Origin of the sequence: Halobacteriovorax sp. (assembly GCF_048381875.1) — a bacterium.
Lineage (GTDB): Bacteria > Bdellovibrionota > Bacteriovoracia > Bacteriovoracales > Bacteriovoracaceae > Halobacteriovorax_A > Halobacteriovorax_A vibrionivorans.
On sequence record NZ_JBLXBP010000003.1, the window covers coordinates 536,151 to 553,134 of the forward strand.

18 protein-coding genes and 1 pseudogene are annotated in these 16,984 nt (G+C 36.0%); 9 read left to right on the forward strand and 10 right to left on the reverse strand.

Annotated elements, in window-relative coordinates; genetic code table 11:
- Positions 1-4 precede the first annotated feature (4 nt).
- Positions 5-526: a TrmH family RNA methyltransferase gene (locus ACN5L8_RS11020; RefSeq protein ID WP_334678106.1), complete on the reverse strand. Its 522-nt coding sequence runs from the start codon at positions 524-526 to the stop codon at positions 5-7.
- Positions 527-563: 37 nt separating this feature from the next.
- On the opposite strand from ACN5L8_RS11020, the gene msrA reads away from it, so the two are divergent.
- Both msrA and ACN5L8_RS11030 read left to right on the forward strand, forming a co-directional pair.
- Positions 564-1,058, forward strand: coding sequence for a peptide-methionine (S)-S-oxide reductase MsrA (gene msrA, locus ACN5L8_RS11025; protein WP_419173046.1), 495 nt, complete (start codon positions 564-566; stop codon positions 1,056-1,058).
- A gap of 219 nt (positions 1,059-1,277) precedes the next feature.
- Positions 1,278-1,532: a hypothetical protein gene (locus tag ACN5L8_RS11030; protein ID WP_334678107.1), complete on the forward strand. Its 255-nt coding sequence runs from the start codon at positions 1,278-1,280 to the stop codon at positions 1,530-1,532.
- Between the two features lie 16 nt (positions 1,533-1,548).
- Here the strand turns inward: ACN5L8_RS11030 and ACN5L8_RS11035 are convergent, their stop codons facing one another.
- The gene (locus ACN5L8_RS11035; RefSeq protein ID WP_114705410.1) at positions 1,549-2,517 is read right to left on the reverse strand and encodes a DMT family transporter; all 969 of its coding nucleotides are present in this window, start codon (positions 2,515-2,517) and stop codon (positions 1,549-1,551) included.
- Between the two features lie 278 nt (positions 2,518-2,795).
- Here ACN5L8_RS11035 and ACN5L8_RS11040 point away from each other — a divergent pair, with 278 nt between their 5' ends.
- Positions 2,796-3,050 carry a hypothetical protein gene (locus ACN5L8_RS11040; protein ID WP_114705409.1) on the forward strand — a complete coding sequence of 85 codons (255 nt, stop codon included), beginning with the start codon at positions 2,796-2,798 and terminating at the stop codon, positions 3,048-3,050.
- Positions 3,051-3,089: 39 nt separating this feature from the next.
- Here the strand turns inward: ACN5L8_RS11040 and ACN5L8_RS11045 are convergent, their stop codons facing one another.
- Positions 3,090-5,093, reverse strand: coding sequence for a urocanate hydratase (locus ACN5L8_RS11045; RefSeq protein WP_114705408.1), 2,004 nt, complete (start codon positions 5,091-5,093; stop codon positions 3,090-3,092).
- A 162-nt stretch (positions 5,094-5,255) separates the two neighbouring features.
- Between ACN5L8_RS11045 and ACN5L8_RS11050 the strand changes: the two genes are divergently transcribed.
- Positions 5,256-5,729 carry a CarD family transcriptional regulator gene (locus ACN5L8_RS11050; protein ID WP_114705407.1) on the forward strand — a complete coding sequence of 158 codons (474 nt, stop codon included), beginning with the start codon at positions 5,256-5,258 and terminating at the stop codon, positions 5,727-5,729.
- Positions 5,730-5,731: 2 nt separating this feature from the next.
- Here the strand turns inward: ACN5L8_RS11050 and ACN5L8_RS11055 are convergent, their stop codons facing one another.
- Positions 5,732-6,616: a trypsin-like serine peptidase gene (locus ACN5L8_RS11055; protein ID WP_114705406.1), complete on the reverse strand. Its 885-nt coding sequence runs from the start codon at positions 6,614-6,616 to the stop codon at positions 5,732-5,734.
- A gap of 193 nt (positions 6,617-6,809) precedes the next feature.
- Between ACN5L8_RS11055 and ACN5L8_RS11060 the strand changes: the two genes are divergently transcribed.
- Together ACN5L8_RS11060 and ACN5L8_RS11065 are read left to right on the forward strand one after the other, a co-directional pair.
- Positions 6,810-8,105 carry a hypothetical protein gene (locus ACN5L8_RS11060; RefSeq protein ID WP_133296858.1) on the forward strand — a complete coding sequence of 432 codons (1,296 nt, stop codon included), beginning with the start codon at positions 6,810-6,812 and terminating at the stop codon, positions 8,103-8,105.
- A complete protein-coding gene (locus tag ACN5L8_RS11065) occupies positions 8,092-8,562 on the forward strand; it encodes a hypothetical protein (RefSeq protein WP_419173047.1) in 471 nt (156 codons plus the stop codon). Before ACN5L8_RS11060 ends, ACN5L8_RS11065 begins: the two co-directional genes overlap by 14 nt.
- A gap of 32 nt (positions 8,563-8,594) precedes the next feature.
- Here the strand turns inward: ACN5L8_RS11065 and ACN5L8_RS11070 are convergent, their stop codons facing one another.
- The 6 genes from ACN5L8_RS11070 to ACN5L8_RS11095 all read right to left on the reverse strand — a co-directional run bounded on the left by ACN5L8_RS11070 (position 8,595) and on the right by ACN5L8_RS11095 (position 13,231).
- Positions 8,595-9,101, reverse strand: coding sequence for an NADPH-dependent FMN reductase (locus tag ACN5L8_RS11070; RefSeq protein ID WP_419173048.1), 507 nt, complete (start codon positions 9,099-9,101; stop codon positions 8,595-8,597).
- A gap of 16 nt (positions 9,102-9,117) precedes the next feature.
- Positions 9,118-10,101: a succinylglutamate desuccinylase gene (locus ACN5L8_RS11075; protein WP_419173049.1), complete on the reverse strand. Its 984-nt coding sequence runs from the start codon at positions 10,099-10,101 to the stop codon at positions 9,118-9,120.
- An 11-nt stretch (positions 10,102-10,112) separates the two neighbouring features.
- On the reverse strand, positions 10,113-11,336 hold the full coding sequence (ilvA, locus tag ACN5L8_RS11080) for a threonine ammonia-lyase (protein WP_419173050.1): 1,224 nt from the start codon (positions 11,334-11,336) through the stop codon (positions 10,113-10,115).
- A 9-nt stretch (positions 11,337-11,345) separates the two neighbouring features.
- Positions 11,346-11,894, reverse strand: coding sequence for an FxsA family protein (locus tag ACN5L8_RS11085; protein WP_114705401.1), 549 nt, complete (start codon positions 11,892-11,894; stop codon positions 11,346-11,348).
- Positions 11,895-11,987: 93 nt separating this feature from the next.
- Positions 11,988-12,671, reverse strand: coding sequence for an SH3 domain-containing protein (locus ACN5L8_RS11090; RefSeq protein WP_419168179.1), 684 nt, complete (start codon positions 12,669-12,671; stop codon positions 11,988-11,990).
- 53 nt (positions 12,672-12,724) lie between these two features.
- On the reverse strand, positions 12,725-13,231 hold the full coding sequence (locus tag ACN5L8_RS11095) for a TerB family tellurite resistance protein (RefSeq protein WP_114705399.1): 507 nt from the start codon (positions 13,229-13,231) through the stop codon (positions 12,725-12,727).
- A 109-nt stretch (positions 13,232-13,340) separates the two neighbouring features.
- Here ACN5L8_RS11095 and clpS point away from each other — a divergent pair, with 109 nt between their 5' ends.
- From clpS to ACN5L8_RS11110, 3 genes and pseudogenes are all read left to right on the forward strand, one after another.
- Positions 13,341-13,697: an ATP-dependent Clp protease adapter ClpS gene (gene clpS / locus ACN5L8_RS11100; protein WP_240406482.1), complete on the forward strand. Its 357-nt coding sequence runs from the start codon at positions 13,341-13,343 to the stop codon at positions 13,695-13,697.
- Positions 13,698-13,714: 17 nt separating this feature from the next.
- Positions 13,715-16,057, forward strand: coding sequence for an ATP-dependent Clp protease ATP-binding subunit ClpA (gene clpA / locus ACN5L8_RS11105; protein WP_114705398.1), 2,343 nt, complete (start codon positions 13,715-13,717; stop codon positions 16,055-16,057).
- A 416-nt stretch (positions 16,058-16,473) separates the two neighbouring features.
- Positions 16,474-16,551: pseudogene (locus ACN5L8_RS11110) on the forward strand (histone protein); the annotation flags it as partial.
- Positions 16,552-16,984 lie beyond the last annotated feature (433 nt).

Below are 16,984 nucleotides of genomic sequence, written 5' to 3' on the forward strand. Positions count from 1 at the left end.
TTAATTACTCGCTTGCGTGTTGATTTGTGTATTCGTACATAACAATACTTGCCGCTATTGAAACATTTAAAGATTCAGTTAGACCGTATTGTTTTATTTTTAACCTTTTTATTCCTGGCATATCTTTCAGTGGCCCAAATTCTTCGTGACCAAAGATAAATGCTGACTTCTGTGGAAGGTCGCATTTATTTAGAAATGTTTCTGCTTTTGAATCTAGGGTGAGAGGAGTGTAACCAAGTTCATTTATTCGCTCAATTGATTCTTCAATCTCATCGAAAAAGAATGTTTTCACTCTTTTAAGAGCGCCCTTTGCAATTGTGACATCGAAGAACTTCGTTCCAACAATATGGACTTCATAAATACTGTATATTTCACATGACCTAAGGATCTTTCCTATGTTGAAGCCACCCTTTAAGTGGTCCAAGACAATAATAATTTTATGTTGTCCGTGAACAGCTTTTTCTTTGGCTATCTCTAGCTCTTTCTCTAATTTCTTTTCTAAGAATTTTCTTGTTTTCTTGCTCATACTTGGGATAAATTACGAAATAAATCGGAGGTTTGCAATGAGCAATGAGACATCAAATGAAAATCAAATAGCTGTTTTTGGCGCAGGGTGTTTTTGGGGTGTTGAAGAGACCTTCCGAACGTTAGCTGGAGTAGTTGAAACAGAAGTTGGCTATGCTGGTGGTAAGTCGGATCAAACAACATATGAAGAAGTGTGTACTGATACAACTGGCCATGCTGAAGTCATTAAAATTACCTACAATCCTAATGTCATCAAATTTGAGAATCTCTTGGATGTCTTCTTTAAAAACCATAATCCAACGACACTTAATCGTCAGGGAGTAGATGTGGGTAGCCAATATCGAAGTGTAATCTTCTATTTGGATGAGGATCAGAGAGTTCAAGGTGAAAAGGCCATAAACGACCTTGATGAAAGTAATCGCTTCCCAAATCCTGTTGTAACTAAATTAGAAGCATTTAAAAATTACGTAAAGGCAGAAGAATATCATCAAAAATACTTGAAGAAGAAGGGCTTAACATCTTGTCTCATCTAAAATTGTTGAGAATATAAGCTCATGTTTTTATTGACAGTGGCGCAAGTTCTAGGCAATCGCGATCATGTTCAATAAATAAATTAACTACGACTCATCCCCAGTTGCAGTAGATAGAGTACTGTAATCACATAAAAGTAAAGATTATCTCAGAATTCGACATTTCTTGCGCATAATAGTTAATAGCTCAACAATCATGAGTGAAGGAAGAGGAGTTTATAAATGAATATTGAAAACTTTAGAGAGACTTTTATTGCCCATGCAAGAGATGAAATTAAATCAATCGTCTCTCAATCAAAAATTAAAGGCGAGTTCAACTGTGACGTCTTTAATGAGAAATTAGTGATTATTTGGTCCGATGCCCAAATAAATGGACTAACTGAAGATGAGTTTTCAACTTTAGTTTCTGAAATTATTCCAACTCACTTTGATAACGTCGTTTTCCCATTCACTGACGATATACCGCTTGCAGCTTAATTGCTGTATTTTACTTTCATAATACTCGGGTATCGTTGACAACAGACGATACCCCGGTATTTTCTATTTCATCAAAAACACCATCTGAATTATCATCTTCTTTTTTAATATTAGTGAAACGCGGTACAAGAGCTACTGAGATTACAATGACAAAAGCTCCTAACATGGCCGTAGGGTCCAGGGTCTCTTTAAAGAATAGGTAGCCAAATAAGGCCGCAAAAATTGATTCACTTAAAAAGACTAAACCTACAATATGAGCAGGGATTGTTTTTTGTGCAACTATTTGTAGAGAAAAAGCAATTAGTGATGAAAAGATAGAGACGATTAAGAATCCCCATAGTGCAGAAGGGAAGCTTAGCGCCTTTGCAGAGTAGAGAACTTCAAGACTTGTTGCTCCTTCATAAATTAGAGCAAAAACTAATCCCATAATCCCCATGAAGATACATTGGAGAAAGTTAAAACGAATTGCATCCACGTTATTTGCATAGCGATCTGTTGCTATAATATGAAGAGAGAAAAAGACTGCTGATACGATGACAAAACCATCACCAATATTAAAATTATTAAAGTCCATACCATTCATCATCATAATCCCAAGCATTGAAGTCATGAGAAGGAGCCAGAAGGTTTTACGAACACGTTGTCCAAGAAAGATAACCGCAATAATTGGCGTAATAACGGCATAAAAGACTGTAAAGAAGCCTGATTTGGCCATTGTTGTTAGTGCAATCCCAACTGTTTGCAGTTGAAGAGCAGTCATTAGTAGCGCTGAGCAAACTAATCCACCGATAACTTCATCTTTGTTATTTGATAACTTTTTAAAATCACCTCTAAAGAGAAGGATTAATAAAGCGAAAAGACCGGCAAAAATATAGCGTAGAGAATTTGACCATACTGGTGAATAGTCAACAAGAGTAAAGCGAGTTCCGGCAAAGCCCATACCCCAAATCGCACATGCAATACTTAGAAGAATTATACCTTTCATGGGGCCAATATAAATTGAATTGAAATAGAAAACAATGGGAAAAGAGCGACAAAAGCCTAACGATATCGTTAGTTTTGAAAGGGCTTAAACTGAAATTGTTTGGTGCCATGAAAAAGTGACGAAATTTTTTTGACAAAAGCAAAGATCATTTATTGTTCATCTTCAGAAGTACTTGAAATTAAACGAGTATCCAAAAAAATTATTAGTATTTAAAAATTGTAGCAAAATAGATTTGTAGAAATGAAGTACACGCTACTTATTTTTTCAGGGGACGTTTAATGCAAAAAGATAATTTTAAGCAAACATTTTTAAATGAAGCAAGAAATGAAGTTCAAGGTATCTATTTAGAAACGACGATTGATGGTGATTTTAATGCCGATTTATTCTCAGAGAAATTAACACCAATTTGGACTGCTGCTTCCTTAAATGGATTAGATGAATTTGAATTTATATCTTTGGTCGAAGATATAATTAATAAAGATGCCCAGGAGATATATTACCCCTTTAGCCTTAACTATCGAGCTGTGGCATAGAATAAAAGTAGAGCTCCCTTATGGGAGCTCTCTTTTTTATTATAATAACTTATCATCAACGAGATTTGGTAGAGTGACTTTTAAAAGAGGCTCTTTTTCCATCGCTCTCTTAATTGCAAAAGTTGCACCTTCATTACGGGCCCAGCTTCTACGGTTAATTCCGTTATTCACATCCCAAAATAGCATTGACTTAATACGGCGATCACAATCTTCGCTTCCATCGAGAACCATTCCAAAACCACCGTTCATAACTTCACCCCAACCGACACCTCCGCCGTTGTGAAGAGAGATCCAAGTTGCTCCTCTAAATGAGTCACCAACGAAGTTTTGTACGGCCATATCAGCTGTGAAGCGAGAACCGTCATAAATATTTGATGTCTCTCTAAAAGGAGAGTCTGTTCCTGAAACATCGTGGTGGTCACGACCTAGAACTACTGGTGCCTTAAGCTTTCCTTCACGAAGGGCCTTATTAAAGGCAAGAGCAATTTCAATTCTTCCATCGCTATCAGCATAAAGGATACGTGCTTTTGAGCCAACCACAAGGTCGTTCTCTTTAGCACCTTTAATCCAAGTAATATTATCTTGCATCTGTTGTGTAATCTCTTTTGGTGACTCTTGCATTAGTCTTTCAAGAACTTCTGTTGCAAGTTGATCTGTTAAATCAAGATCCTCTTGAGTGCTAGAAGTACAAACCCATCTAAATGGACCAAAGCCATAGTCAAAGCACATTGGGCCCATGATATCTTGAACGTATGAAGGGTACTTGAAGTCTTCAGTAGATCCTTCTTTCATAATATCAGCACCTGCGCGAGATGCTTCAAGTAAGAATGCATTTCCGTAGTCAAAGAAGTACATTCCTTTATCTGCAAGTTTATTAACCGCGTTTACGTGTCTTATTAAACTCTTCCTAACTTCAACTTTAAATTGTTCTGGGTTATTTGCCATCATCTCATTTGATTCTTCAAATGAAAGATCAGCAGGGTAGTAACCTCCGGCCCAAGGATTATGAAGAGAAGTTTGGTCAGAGCCAATATCAATATGAAGATCACTGTCAGCAATCTTCTCCCAAAGGTTAATGATATTTCCCTGGTAAGCAAGGGAGACAGCTTCTTTATTATCTTGTGCTTTTTTAATTCTTGCCATTAGCTCATCAAGATCAGTGAAAACTTCATCAACCCATCCTTGCTCATGGCGAGTCTTTACGGCCTTTGGATTGACTTCCGCAACAACACCGATACAACCTGCGATAACCGCGGCTTTCGGTTGCGCTCCAGACATTCCACCAAGTCCTGCAGTAACAAAAACTTTACCAGCTGTTTCAGTAACGGCCTCTTTAGAAATTTTTCTTAGAGCATTTAAAACAGTGATAGTTGTTCCGTGAACAATTCCTTGTGGCCCAATATACATAAATGAACCTGCTGTCATTTGTCCGTATTGAGTTACTCCAAGTGCATTGAATTTTTCCCAGTCATCTGGCTTTGAGTAATTTGGAATCATCATTCCATTAGTCACAACAACTCTTGGTGCATCTTTGTGGGATGGAAATAATCCTGCTGGATGACCAGAGTAGAGAACGAGTGTTTGCTCATCTGTCATTGTCGCAAGATATTGCATTGTTAAAAGATACTGGGCCCAGTTTTGAAAAACGGCACCGTTTCCACCATAAGTGATTAGCTCATGAGGGTGTTGAGCTACAGCATAGTCTAAGTTATTTGAAAGCATTAGCATGATGGCCGCTGCTTGTTTTGACTTGTGAGGGTACTCATCAATCGATCGCGCATGAATTTTATAATCAGGGCGATAGCGATACATATAGATACGACCGTACTTTTCAAGCTCTTCCTTAAACTCTGGAATTAGTTCAGCATGTAAATCACTTGGGAAGTAGCGTAGTGCATTTTTAAGGGCAAGCTTCTCTTCTTCTTGATTAAGTATTTTCTTGCGCTTAGGTGCGTGGTTAATATCTTCTTCATATTTCTTATATTTTGGTAAAACCTTAGGAATACCTTCTAATATTGCCTGTTGAAAAGAATTATTATTCACTCTTAATACCCCTTGTACTTATGTATATTAAAAGGCTTATATCACTTTACTCATTATCTAGAAAGCTAATGGTGTCATTTGACGTGTCTCGTTACGAATCAAATGCCTTAGAGAAAATCGAATTCAAGTGTGATATAATAATTATCTAACGAAAGGGGAATTATGCCAAAATTAGAAATCGGACAAGAAGTAGTATCAATAAACTTTGGTGTTGGTGTTATAACAGAAATTAAAGATATGAGTGGTGCAGAGTTTTATATTATTGAGTCTACTGAAGGTCGCTCAACTACAATGATTCCAACGGTAAAAGAAGATGCTTTTCGCCCTTTAAGTTCTGAAAATGAATTAAGTAAAACTCTTGATCGTATTACTGAAGAGAGTAAGCCTTTAGAGTTTGACTCTAAAAAGGATCGTATTAACTTCTTTAAGTCTAATATTCAAAAACAAGATATCGATACTTTTGTAACTAATATTCAACAGCTACTTCAAATTAGTGACAAAGGCGCAGCAGAGTCGAAATATCTTGAAATGCTACTTGAGAATCTATCGATTGAAGTTGGAGCAGTTTTTAATGAGGATCTCAACCAAGCAAAAGAACGTGTGAACTCTTGCTTGGAAGGTAAGTTTTCTTTATAGTTTTATCTTCCTAGGTAGAGAATTCTATTCATTCTGAATACTTCTTCACCGCCACAGCTACCCATTTTACAAACATTTGCTTCGTAACAATCTTTACGAGCATTGTATTTGTAGTCTTCGTCTCCACGAACTAGGATTCCTTCAACGATTCCTGTTTCTTCGTTGAATACTGCTGAACCTGAGTTCCCAGAGAATGTATCTAGGTTTGTTTCGAAGCTATAGAAGTCGCTATCATCACGTACATAGGCTCCTGCAGCTACTTTTGAAGGCAGACCTGATGGGTGTCCAATAACAAATACTTTTTCACCTTTTCTAATGTTTTCAGATTTCTTCGTTCGGTATTCAAGTGGTGCACGATCTTCAACTCTTCTATCTAATTCAATTAGGGCGAAGTCTTCACCAGTGTATCGGCTCAGCTTTTGTACAACAATTCTCTTACAAGAATAAACATTCTTTGCTTCAATTGTTCTAGCATCGTCGCGAGGATCTTTTTTTGAATAATCAAAAACCCAGTAATTGTCGTAGCAATCTGTTACTGAAGTTGCACAGTGACCTGCCGTTGCAACATATTGTCTTCCATCTTTTTCAATTAGAAAGCCTGAACAGTCTGCAACGTCGACTTGTTTATTAAATCTTTCGCCTTCACAAAGGTTGATTTTAGAGTCGATGGCCTTGTATGTATCTGAGTCTTGATTTTTTTGTTTCTTTAATTTGTTTTTTGGAATCATTGCTAGAGTTGATCTTTGAAGATCTAGCTTTGTTTGATTCATAACTTCATATTGATCTAGTCGATTATCTTCACCGTAAACAACCTTATCGATAGCAAGAGTGTTAACAGATGATAGAAGTAGAGTAAGAGTGAGCAATACATTGAAGTTAAAATTCATTTTCTTTCCTTATTTTTGTGCGTGCATCCTTCTATCAACGTTATGTGTAAAAAGTACAGGGTAGCGTCATGAGTAATTTGTAACAAGTTCTTACATCCCATGAATACTATTGAGTAAAGTTAATAAGTTATTGATATTACATTTAAAGTTATGGTGAAATTTACCGATAAGTTACCGAGATGAGAGAACTTAGATGAGTTTAAAACACATTATTTCTATATTCATAATTTTGGCCGTGAGTACGTCATGTCAGATGACTGGTGACCAAATTCAAAATGGTCAATCTCAGATGATGGCCGAACGTATCTATAAAGAATCAGATATTCTTGATGCTGTTGATGATGTCATTGGTCCGGATGGAAGGCCAATTAAAGACAGATCATCACAAGAGGCGATGGAAGATCTTACTGATGATTATACAAATTTTCCTTCATCTAGTGAAGTTAATAACTATATTAATGAAAGCTTGTCGTTTACCGGACAGTGTAATATCGATGAAGCAGATAAGGATTATGCATATGGCACTATGTATACGCGAGGCTCGATGGGTGCCAGACGAGTCTTAGCAACGATATATCAAAGTTGTGATGCAATTGATTTTGTTATGGATGAAACGACACCAAGGCTTAGTGGTGTCTCTACTCGTCCTGCAACCTTGACTGATGGAAGTGACTTTAAGCAGAGAGTTATTACTAATAGGCAAGCAATGGTTAATTCTCATGGAATATTAAGTCAGCTGGATAAAGACCCTGAATTTCCTTCGGAAAAATGTATTGATACAACTCAGAGGCCTCCTGTTTATGGCTATGGTTCAAGAAAGGGACTAAGAAGTCGTGAAATCAATCTCTTTACAAGAGGTCAAGGTGTTGCAAAAAATAATGTTCAAGCTTCTGGTATCGATTGTTCTGAGTTTATTTCGGCCGCATTTGCAGCGGAAGGATTAAAGTTTAATAAATCAGATCGTGACTTTAATTCACTGACGACGACATCTCTTCATTACGCTTCAGATAATTCAGATTCGTGTGTAAAGCCTGTGGAGTTTGATCTTCCATATTCGATTCAGTCAGGTGATATTATAAATTTAAAGGGAAGCCATGTTCTTATGGTGGATACAGCAGGGCCTGACCCTCTTGGGATTCGCGGTGCCGCAGAATCAAATAGCTGTAATTCGATAACGATTAATGATTTTGATTTTACATATATTCACAGTGGTGCCCTAAATAATTATGGGCCAGCAAGAGTCTCAGCTAGGATTCATGCAACTAAGCGTTCAACAATGTTCAATAATTTGCTGGCACAAGCAAGAACGGCCTGTACGAGACTAGTGCAGGGAAGAGCTTCTTCACAAAAGATGAGAAGTGGACGTTTTAGTATTCTTCGTCATGATTCTGGCAACCCTGCCTGTTATTATGAAGACTATGGTAAACTCAAGGGTGAAGAATGTATTAATCAGTGCTTTGGAGAAAGGAGGCTAAATGATGGTTACTAAAATACTCATAGCGGCCTTTTTATTTATATCTGTAAGTGCAAGTGATCTTTGTCCAAAGAATAAAGATCCAAAGACAGTTGCAAAGGATTTAATTTCTATCGAAATGAGTGGAATTCGTCTTATTACAGGTACAAAAAAACAGTGTTTAAAAGAAGAGTTTAAAGAATATCGTTTCAATCATGATCCTGATTATGATGATCCTAAAAACTTAGAATATATTCTAGATTCAAAATCGAATATCAAAATAGAGAAGGTCGAGTTAATTGATAAAGAGATTTTTCAATATCGTGCTTCTTATCAGGTAAATGTGGTTGATACAAAAGGTAATAGTAGTGTTATTAAAGATAGAATAACTTTTATGTTAAATACAACTTCTAAGTCTCAGAAGGTTGGGGGATGTGCAATGGTCATTGAACCACCTGAAAAACTCGTTCTATTAAAATCATGTCAAAAATAAAAAAGGCTCCAAAAAGGAGCCTTTTTCAATTCTTATTTTGCAATTTTTACTAATTCTTCTAGTGCGCCTTTTGCAGCGTCTTCATTTAATGGCTTGCCATAATTTGTAAGTAATTTACGACCTAGGACATTCATACCAATATATGAAAGTTGATTTAACATAGCTCCTAGAACGTATTGGCCGCCACCTCCGGAGTGAGTTCCGATTAAAGCTGGCTTATTAACAAACGCTTCTCTCCAAGATTCTCCACCCGAACGAGAAACCCATGCGATTGCATTGATAAAAGATGGTGAAACAGAGCCATTATATTCTGGTGTCAGAAAAACAAATCCCTTTGCAGCAATAAATTTCTCAGTTAGCTTTTTCCCATCTTCTGGAATTCCATTTCCCTCTTCTTGAGTCGTATAAAGAGGAAGGTTGAAGTCACTTAATTTTACAACTTCAAATGATTCATCCGTATCTTTAGACAGGCTTTCTAGTGTCTCTGCCATTTTTAAATTCATTCCGTCACTTGCAGCAACGATTAAAAAGTCACTCATATTTTCTCCTGATCAGTTATTCAAGTTCCTTGATTAGTAATAATGCTCTTTGTCCTAGTATCACCTTTGAATTGGGAAAAATCATTCGTAAATTTTCTTCCGGGCAAAGGTAAGGTTGTGCATTTTGTGTAAATATATGCTCACCTTTTTTAAAAGGGGTGAAATTAGCACTTTCTTCTTCCTCAAAAGTAAATTTGAAGTCTTCAAATTCTTTATTAATTGATTCAAAGATTGTAAATGCCTTTGGTGCTTTCTTCTTTTCTAACTCATGTCCACTTAATAGTTTTTCGATAGTCTCTTGTGCCGCTTGAAACTTTCCAGGTGGGTTTTGTCCAAAAGGATAAACTTTGCCAAGCTCTACAGTTGCACTAAATGCATTAAAGTTAGTAAATGAAAATGAGCTAAATACGGTTGATTCTTTGTGTGAAAAGAGCGACGCTTCGATTCCCATATTAGCTAAAATTAGGTTGAATTCATCGTCACGTCTACGCTCTTCGTTTTTAGGGACAAGAGCAAATCTTTCAATCATACTCTTTTTCAGAGCGCAGTGAAGGTCGAAGTGAAAAAGGTCTTTTTCTTTTACCTCTTTATAAAAATCAAAACAGACCTTTTCAATAACTTCTGCTCGTGACTTTTCATAGTATTCATCTAAGTCCTTATATGCACCGTTAAAGCATCGGTTGAGGTTGTATTCACTAAATCTTTTACCTATATTCATGGCCTTTGGGTTACCAAATATAAATAGGGTTGGAGCCACTAAGTTTAAAGAGCCTGCAACCAGTTTATTGAGAATTTCATTTGTAAATTCAATTGGAGCCGTTTCATTGCCGTGAATCCCACAGGAAATAATAAAAGCATCTTTTCTTGAAGAAAGCTTAGGAGTTGCCTTAATAATTCCTGTATCAAGAATATCAAAACGAATATCATTTTTTACAAATGAGCTCTTTTCTAGGTGCTCTTCATTTTCTCTTGTTGTTTTTAGAAAGTTAAATTCTGTCACAGGCCATCCTTTTATACACGCTTTGCACTGAAACCTTTTGACGTCAGTTCATCAACAATTTCACGGATATGCAAATGTCCTCTCGTTTCAAGTGTAAATTCAACTTCTGTTTCTCCAAGAACACTTGTTGTGAAGGCCCTATTGTGGTGAATTTCTAAAATATTAGCTTCTTTGCCACCAATGATACTTGCGATATGTGCAATTGTACCAGGTGTATCGGGAACATTAACAACAATTGAACAAGAGCGTCCAGATGTTACAAGTCCTCTTTCAATAATTCGATCAAGAATATTTAAGTCTATATTTCCACCACTAACCACTAGAACAACTTTTTTTCCTTTAATATCACTTAATTGATCATAGAGGAGAGATGCCACTGATGCGGCTCCAGCGCCTTCTGTTAATATCTTCTCGTATTCTAATAAGGTAACGATAGCATGAGAAATTTCAGTTTCTTTGACTGTTACTATCTCATCAACATATTTTTTTACTATATCAAAGGTATTATCAAGAACAGTTGTTACAGCGATTCCATCGGCAATCGTTTTCTTCTTTTCAATTGTTGTGATGTGGCCTTTTTCTTGAGATTGTTTCATGGCCGGCATTTCAGATGCTTCAACTCCAACAACGTGACACTTTGAACCACTTTCTTTAATTGCAGTGGCGATCCCTGAAATTAATCCTCCGCCACCAATTGGAACGGCAATAATATCGGCATCACTTAGTTCATCTAAGATCTCAAGCCCAATTGTTCCTTGTCCCGCAATAATATCTTTATCATTAAATGGATGAATAAAGACTTGGCCATTTTCTCTTTGGATCTCTAAAGCTTTTTGATAGGCATCATCATAGAAATTACCGTGAAGAATTACTTCAGCACCAAACTTCTTTGTTCCTTGTATCTTTGCAAGTGGAGTCGATTCCGGCATTACAATTGTCGCTTTTATACCGAGCTGTTTCGCCGCAAGAGCAACCCCTTGAGCATGATTTCCTGCTGAAGATGCAATGACTCCTTTTTCTCTTTCTTCTTCTGAAAGTTTTGAGAGGCGATTAAGTGCTCCTCTAACTTTATATGCTCCAGTTAATTGTAAGTTTTCTAGTTTTAAATAAACTTCACAATTGAACTTCTCACTTAAAGTTGTTGAATAGGTTAAAGGTGTCTTAATAATTCGATTTTCTATATTAAGACGGGCCTCTTTAATATCATTTAGGTCTACAATTAATTTATCTGTCATAAGGAAATCTTACTTCTTTTCGTAGTCAACTTCAAAGGTGTTTGCGTCAACTTGACGTGCTCCATGACTTTCTTCACGATTATCCTGGGCCTTTTCAAACTGTTCCTCAAAGCGAGCTCGAGTATTGTAAGCATTTCCACTATAAGATGAGAATCCACCGCCATTTTTGAAGGAGTAAAATTGCATATTTCCTGTTTGAATTGATTTAAGAAAGAACTTTCTCATATACATGGCCCAAAGATGTCTTGTAAGAGGAAGAACCATCGATAGGCCTAGAATATCTGTTAAAAAACCTGGAGTTAAAAGAAGTAGCCCACCACCAAAAACAAGTAGCCCGTGAATAAAGCTTGAAGCTGGAACTCGACCTTGAGAAAGCTCACCTTGGATTTTTGCTAAAAGAGCTGCGCCTTGAGACTTTGCTAGTGCTGCACCTATGATCCCTGTTAGTACAACAACAAGAAATGTATTGGCACCACCAATCTGTCCACCGATCGAAAATAGTAGGTAGATCTCAATGGCCGGAACCACAGTAAATAATAATAGCAATATTGGAAACATGTTACCTCATTTATTAATTGTGTAACATAAAGATGGGAGCAGTTGGGGTAGTGTCAAGGGTAGGGGCCGTTAAGCCCCTGTATCTTGTTGAAATTATATAGATTTTAAATTCTTTTGATCGTAAACCCAACCTGTATGAAGAGTGTTTTTTAAATAATCGCGGTATTCAATTTGAACCCAATCGCCATCAGTTTTTAGGACTTCAACACGAGTATTTGGCGCTACTACTTGAAGCTTTGTTCCCTTGGTACTTGGAATACTTCTAAGGTTTAAATATTTAATAGGTGTGAAGAACTCTTTTTTAATTATGACTTCTTTGATTGCTTGTTTTGGCGCAGGCTGAATCTCTTTTGAAGGAGTATAAATAAACGCCCCAAGGATAATGGCAATTGATAAGATTCCACTGGCAATGATAATACTTTTGTTGTCTCTTGCCGTTGGAAGGATCTCTTCTTGAGGTTTGTACTCAATTTGTTCTTTGACACTTTTTTGGTTAATGATAATTGATTGAAGAAGTGATTCTAGTCTTTCAAATTTCTCATTTACTTCTTTTGTTTCAAATCTGCGTTCTAATTCTTCTATTTTCTTATATAATTGATCTTTTCCATTAGAATTGTCCGTATTTTCTTCTTCACGATCTATAACAGTTTGAGTCGTGGATTGAAGAAGATTAGAAATAGGGCTCTTTGCAATCTTCTTTTCGTTCTTATCTAAGATGCTAGCAAAATTAAAATTCCCCTTAAATTCTTCCGTTGAAGAATTATTCATCTCTTTCATTTAACTTCCTTGTTTAATTATTCTAGTAACTTATATAAGTGTAGAGAATAGATTTAAACTTGCAAAGTTTTTAAATACTCTTTGACGTCAGCTTGTGCGCTAAGGAAATATTTTTTTTCGAGAACTAGAGAGTTTGCAATATAGCTTATCTCGTTACTTTCAACGCGATCAACTTCACCATCGGCAGCAGCAATTGCAAATAAGGCTTTTAATACTTTATATCTTTCATTTTGTGAGAGAATATCCACAAGTGGTGTACAATAACTTCTAGTATCGAGACCAGAAAGTTGTTTCATCATTTTTATTGAATATTCAGTGACGTGTTTTGCTTCGTCTTCTGTTAGATTTGTTACATCTCGTAGTATTTTTTCCATTTCGCTTTTTTCGCGTTGGCAAACATTGAAATCTGTATAGGCAATACGAGCAAGTAGTCCAGCGAAACAAGAGAGAATGACGAGGCGCTCTTCATCCATGTGAGGAAAAGTGCTATTGAGGAAGTCGTGAATATCATTAATTGAATCTGTTTTCTTATTTTGTTTAAAGAAGTCGAAGAAGTTCATAAGTGACCTTTTTTAGTGATTTTTCAGTCGTATACTCCTTGAAAAGATTAGCACACATAAGCGATAATAGAAAAGAAAGAAAAATCATTGATGAAGTGGAGAAGATAATTTGAATTTTAAAAAAGACGCTAATATTGACATGAGTATTTTTACTCCCATCTTTAGTACTGAAGAGGATGGGGATATTGCTGTAGCTGATAAAGTTAGAGTAAAAAAGCCATCAAAATATCATGTCGTACTTCATAATGATGATTATACGACGATGGAATTTGTTATTTGGATATTGATGCATATATTCAATCGAAGCCAAGAAGAGGCGATGAAGATTATGCTTGATGTTCACAATAATGGCCGCGGAGTTTGCGGCACATATTCCTATGAAGTGGCCGAGACTAAGATGAACAAGGTGCTCTCGGAGGCCAAGAAAGAAGGCCATCCACTATTATGTACCGTTGAGCCTGAATAGGCACAGGAGCAAAGAAAATGATGTCAAAAAAACTTGAAACCATCATTAACGAATCGATCCAAAGGGCGAATACTCTTAGGCATGAATATCTGACATTAGAAAATGTTCTTCTCTCCTTATTATCTGATGAAAATGTGAGAGAGATCATCGAATATTGTGGTGGTAATCTTGATGAAATGGAGAGTGAACTCAATGAGTTTATTCACGATGAATCAAACTTTAGTATTCTAACGGAAGATCAAATCGATTCTTTATCAAAACAACAATTTGTTAATGATGAACTGAGAGAATTAGCACGAGAAAATGGGATCACATATCAACCAGAGATCTCCATGTCTCTACAGAGAGTTATTCAAAGAGCTGCTATCCATGTTCAATCAAGTGGGAAAAGCCAGATCTTAGGAGTAAATCTTCTTGTTTCACTATTCCAAGAGAAAGAAAGCTTCGCTCTTTACTCTCTTCAGAAGCAGGGAATTGAAAGATTTGATGTCGTGAAAGCGATTTCTCATGGATTGAGCTCAGATGATGAAGAAGGTGGAGAAGAAATTCCTCGAATTGAATATGTTGAAGGTGAGGATGTCTCATCAAGATCTAAGAAAGGAGACTCATTTCTTGCAAAGTTTACAATTAATTTAAATGAGCAAGCACGTGAGAACAGAATTGATCCTTTAGTTGGAAGAGAAGAAGAGGCATTGAGAATTGTTCAAATTCTATGTCGTCGACGTAAGAATAACCCTCTTCTTGTTGGTGAAGCAGGTGTTGGTAAGACCGCCATTGTTGAAGGCCTAGCTCAGAGAATTGTTGAAGAAGATGTTCCAGAAGTGTTAAAGGGAACAACAATCTTTAATTTAGATATGGCAGCACTCGTTGCTGGTGCAAAATTTAGAGGTGATTTCGAGCAAAGAGTAAAAGGTGTTATTAAAGACCTTGAAAAGCTAGATAAAGATGGCAAAAAAGCGATTCTTTTTATCGATGAAATGCATACGGTTATGGGTGCCGGGGCAACATCTGGCGGAAGTATGGATGCATCAAACTTATTAAAGCCTGCTTTAAGTCGTGGAGTTGTACGTGTAATCGGGTCAACTACATATGCCGAACATCGTAAATTCATTGAAAAAGACCCTGCTTTTAATAGAAGATTCCAAAAAATTGATATTGATGAACCATCAAATGAAGACACAATTGCAATTTTAAAGGGATTAAAGCCGAAGTTTGAAACTTATCATGGTGTAAAGATCTCTGATAATGTCATAAAAGAAGCAGTTGCTCTAACTTCTCGTTACTTAATGGATAGGAAGAACCCTGATAAATCAATCGATGCTATCGATGAAGCAGGTGCTTTAAATCAAATTCGTCCTGAAAAGAAGAAGAAATCTTCAATTACTAAGAAAGATATCGAAGATGTTGTCGCAAAAATGGCAAATATCCCTAAGCTTACAGTTGAAACAACTGAAAAAGATAAGCTAAAAGACCTAAATAAGAACCTTAAAATGCTTATTTTTGGCCAAGATCATGCTGTTGATGAAGTATCACAAGCAATTTACATGGCAAAATCAGGTTTAGGAGATGAAGGAAAGCCTATTTCAAGCTTCCTTTTTGCTGGACCTACTGGTGTTGGTAAGACTGAATTAGCAAAACAACTAGCAAATCAGTTAGGTTGTCATCTAGAACGCTTCGATATGTCTGAATATATGGAAAAACATTCAGTCAGTAAGCTAATTGGTTCGCCTCCAGGTTATGTTGGCCATGATCAAGGTGGACTTTTAACGGATGCTGTTAAGAAAAACCCACATTCTGTGTTACTTCTTGATGAAATAGAGAAAGCACATGTTGATATCTATAATATCCTTCTTCAGGTTATGGATCATGGGTCATTAACAGACTCCCAAGGAAGAACGACTGACTTCACAAACACAGTGATAATCATGACTACGAACGCTGGGGCCAAGGAAATGGACAGTGGAGCAATCGGTCTTGCCAAGACTTCTGCAAAGAATACAGGTAAGCGAGATCAGACCATAAAGAACTTTTTTAGCCCTGAATTTCGTAACCGTTTAGATGGAATTGTCCATTTTGATAAACTTTCTACTGAGTACATTGTTAAGATTGTTGAAAAATTCGTTTCTCAACTAGAAATGAAGTTAGCAGCTAAGAATATTGAGATCGTTTTAACAGAAAAAGCAAAAATCTGGCTTGCTGAAAACGGTTTTGATGAAAAAATGGGGGCAAGACCAATTGCTCGAATCATTGATCAGAAGCTTAAGAAGCCAATTTCAACAGAGGTTTTATTCGGTAAACTTACTCAAGGTGGAAAGATTGAAGTTACAGTTGAAGATGATGAGCTAAAACTTCTTTTTTAATCTTTTTATTCATTAAATACTTCCCAAATACATACTTTTAAAAATTGCGAAACTGCCCTGAAAGGGCAGTTTTTGCTTCTTTTTTGAAAAAAAAATGAAAAAAAATTTCAGTTAATTTTTTTGTAAACTCAAAGTTGTAACTAACGTCTATAACTTGTTTTTCAAGTTTTTATGTTTTTTGAAAAAGCCGTGCTGTCGGCTTGTTTCGCTGTTTTCTTTAAAAATAATTTAAAGTAATTTCCAAATTAATCCGAAGTTAAAAAAGAACATAGGGAAATAAAAAAGATACTTATGCTAATCAAAATGTTATTTTTTGTTTGCACACAAATAAAATAATGTTTACCATAAATATAAGTATTGAAAAAACCAGGAGGATGTCAATGGCAGTTAAAAAGAAAACTACTAAAAAGACAACTAAGAAAAAAGTAGCTAAAAAAGCTACAAAAAAGAAAGTAGCTAAAAAGGCTACAAAGAAAAAAGTAGCAAAGAAAAAAGCTACAAAAAAGAAAGTTACTAAGAAAAAAGCTACAAAGAAAAAAGTAACTAAGAAAAAAGCAACAAAGAAAAAAGTAGCAAAGAAAGCAACTAAGAAGAAAGTAGCTAAGAAAAAAGCAACTAAGAAGAAAGTTGCTAAGAAAAAAGCTACTAAGAAGAAAGTAGCTAAGAAAAAAGCAACTAAGAAGAAAGCTACTAAGAAAAAAGCAACAAAGAAGAAAGTAGCAAAGAAAAAAACTACTAAGAAAAAAGTAGCAAAGAAAGCAACTAAGAAGAAAGCTGCTAAAAAAGCTACAAAAAAGAAAGCAACAAAGAAAAAAGTAGCGAAGAAAACGACTAAGAAGAAAGCTACTAAGAAAAAAGTTGCAAAAAAGAAATAAGAACATTTATTCTTAATTCATAAAGGGCCCGCTATTTATAGCGGGCCTTTGC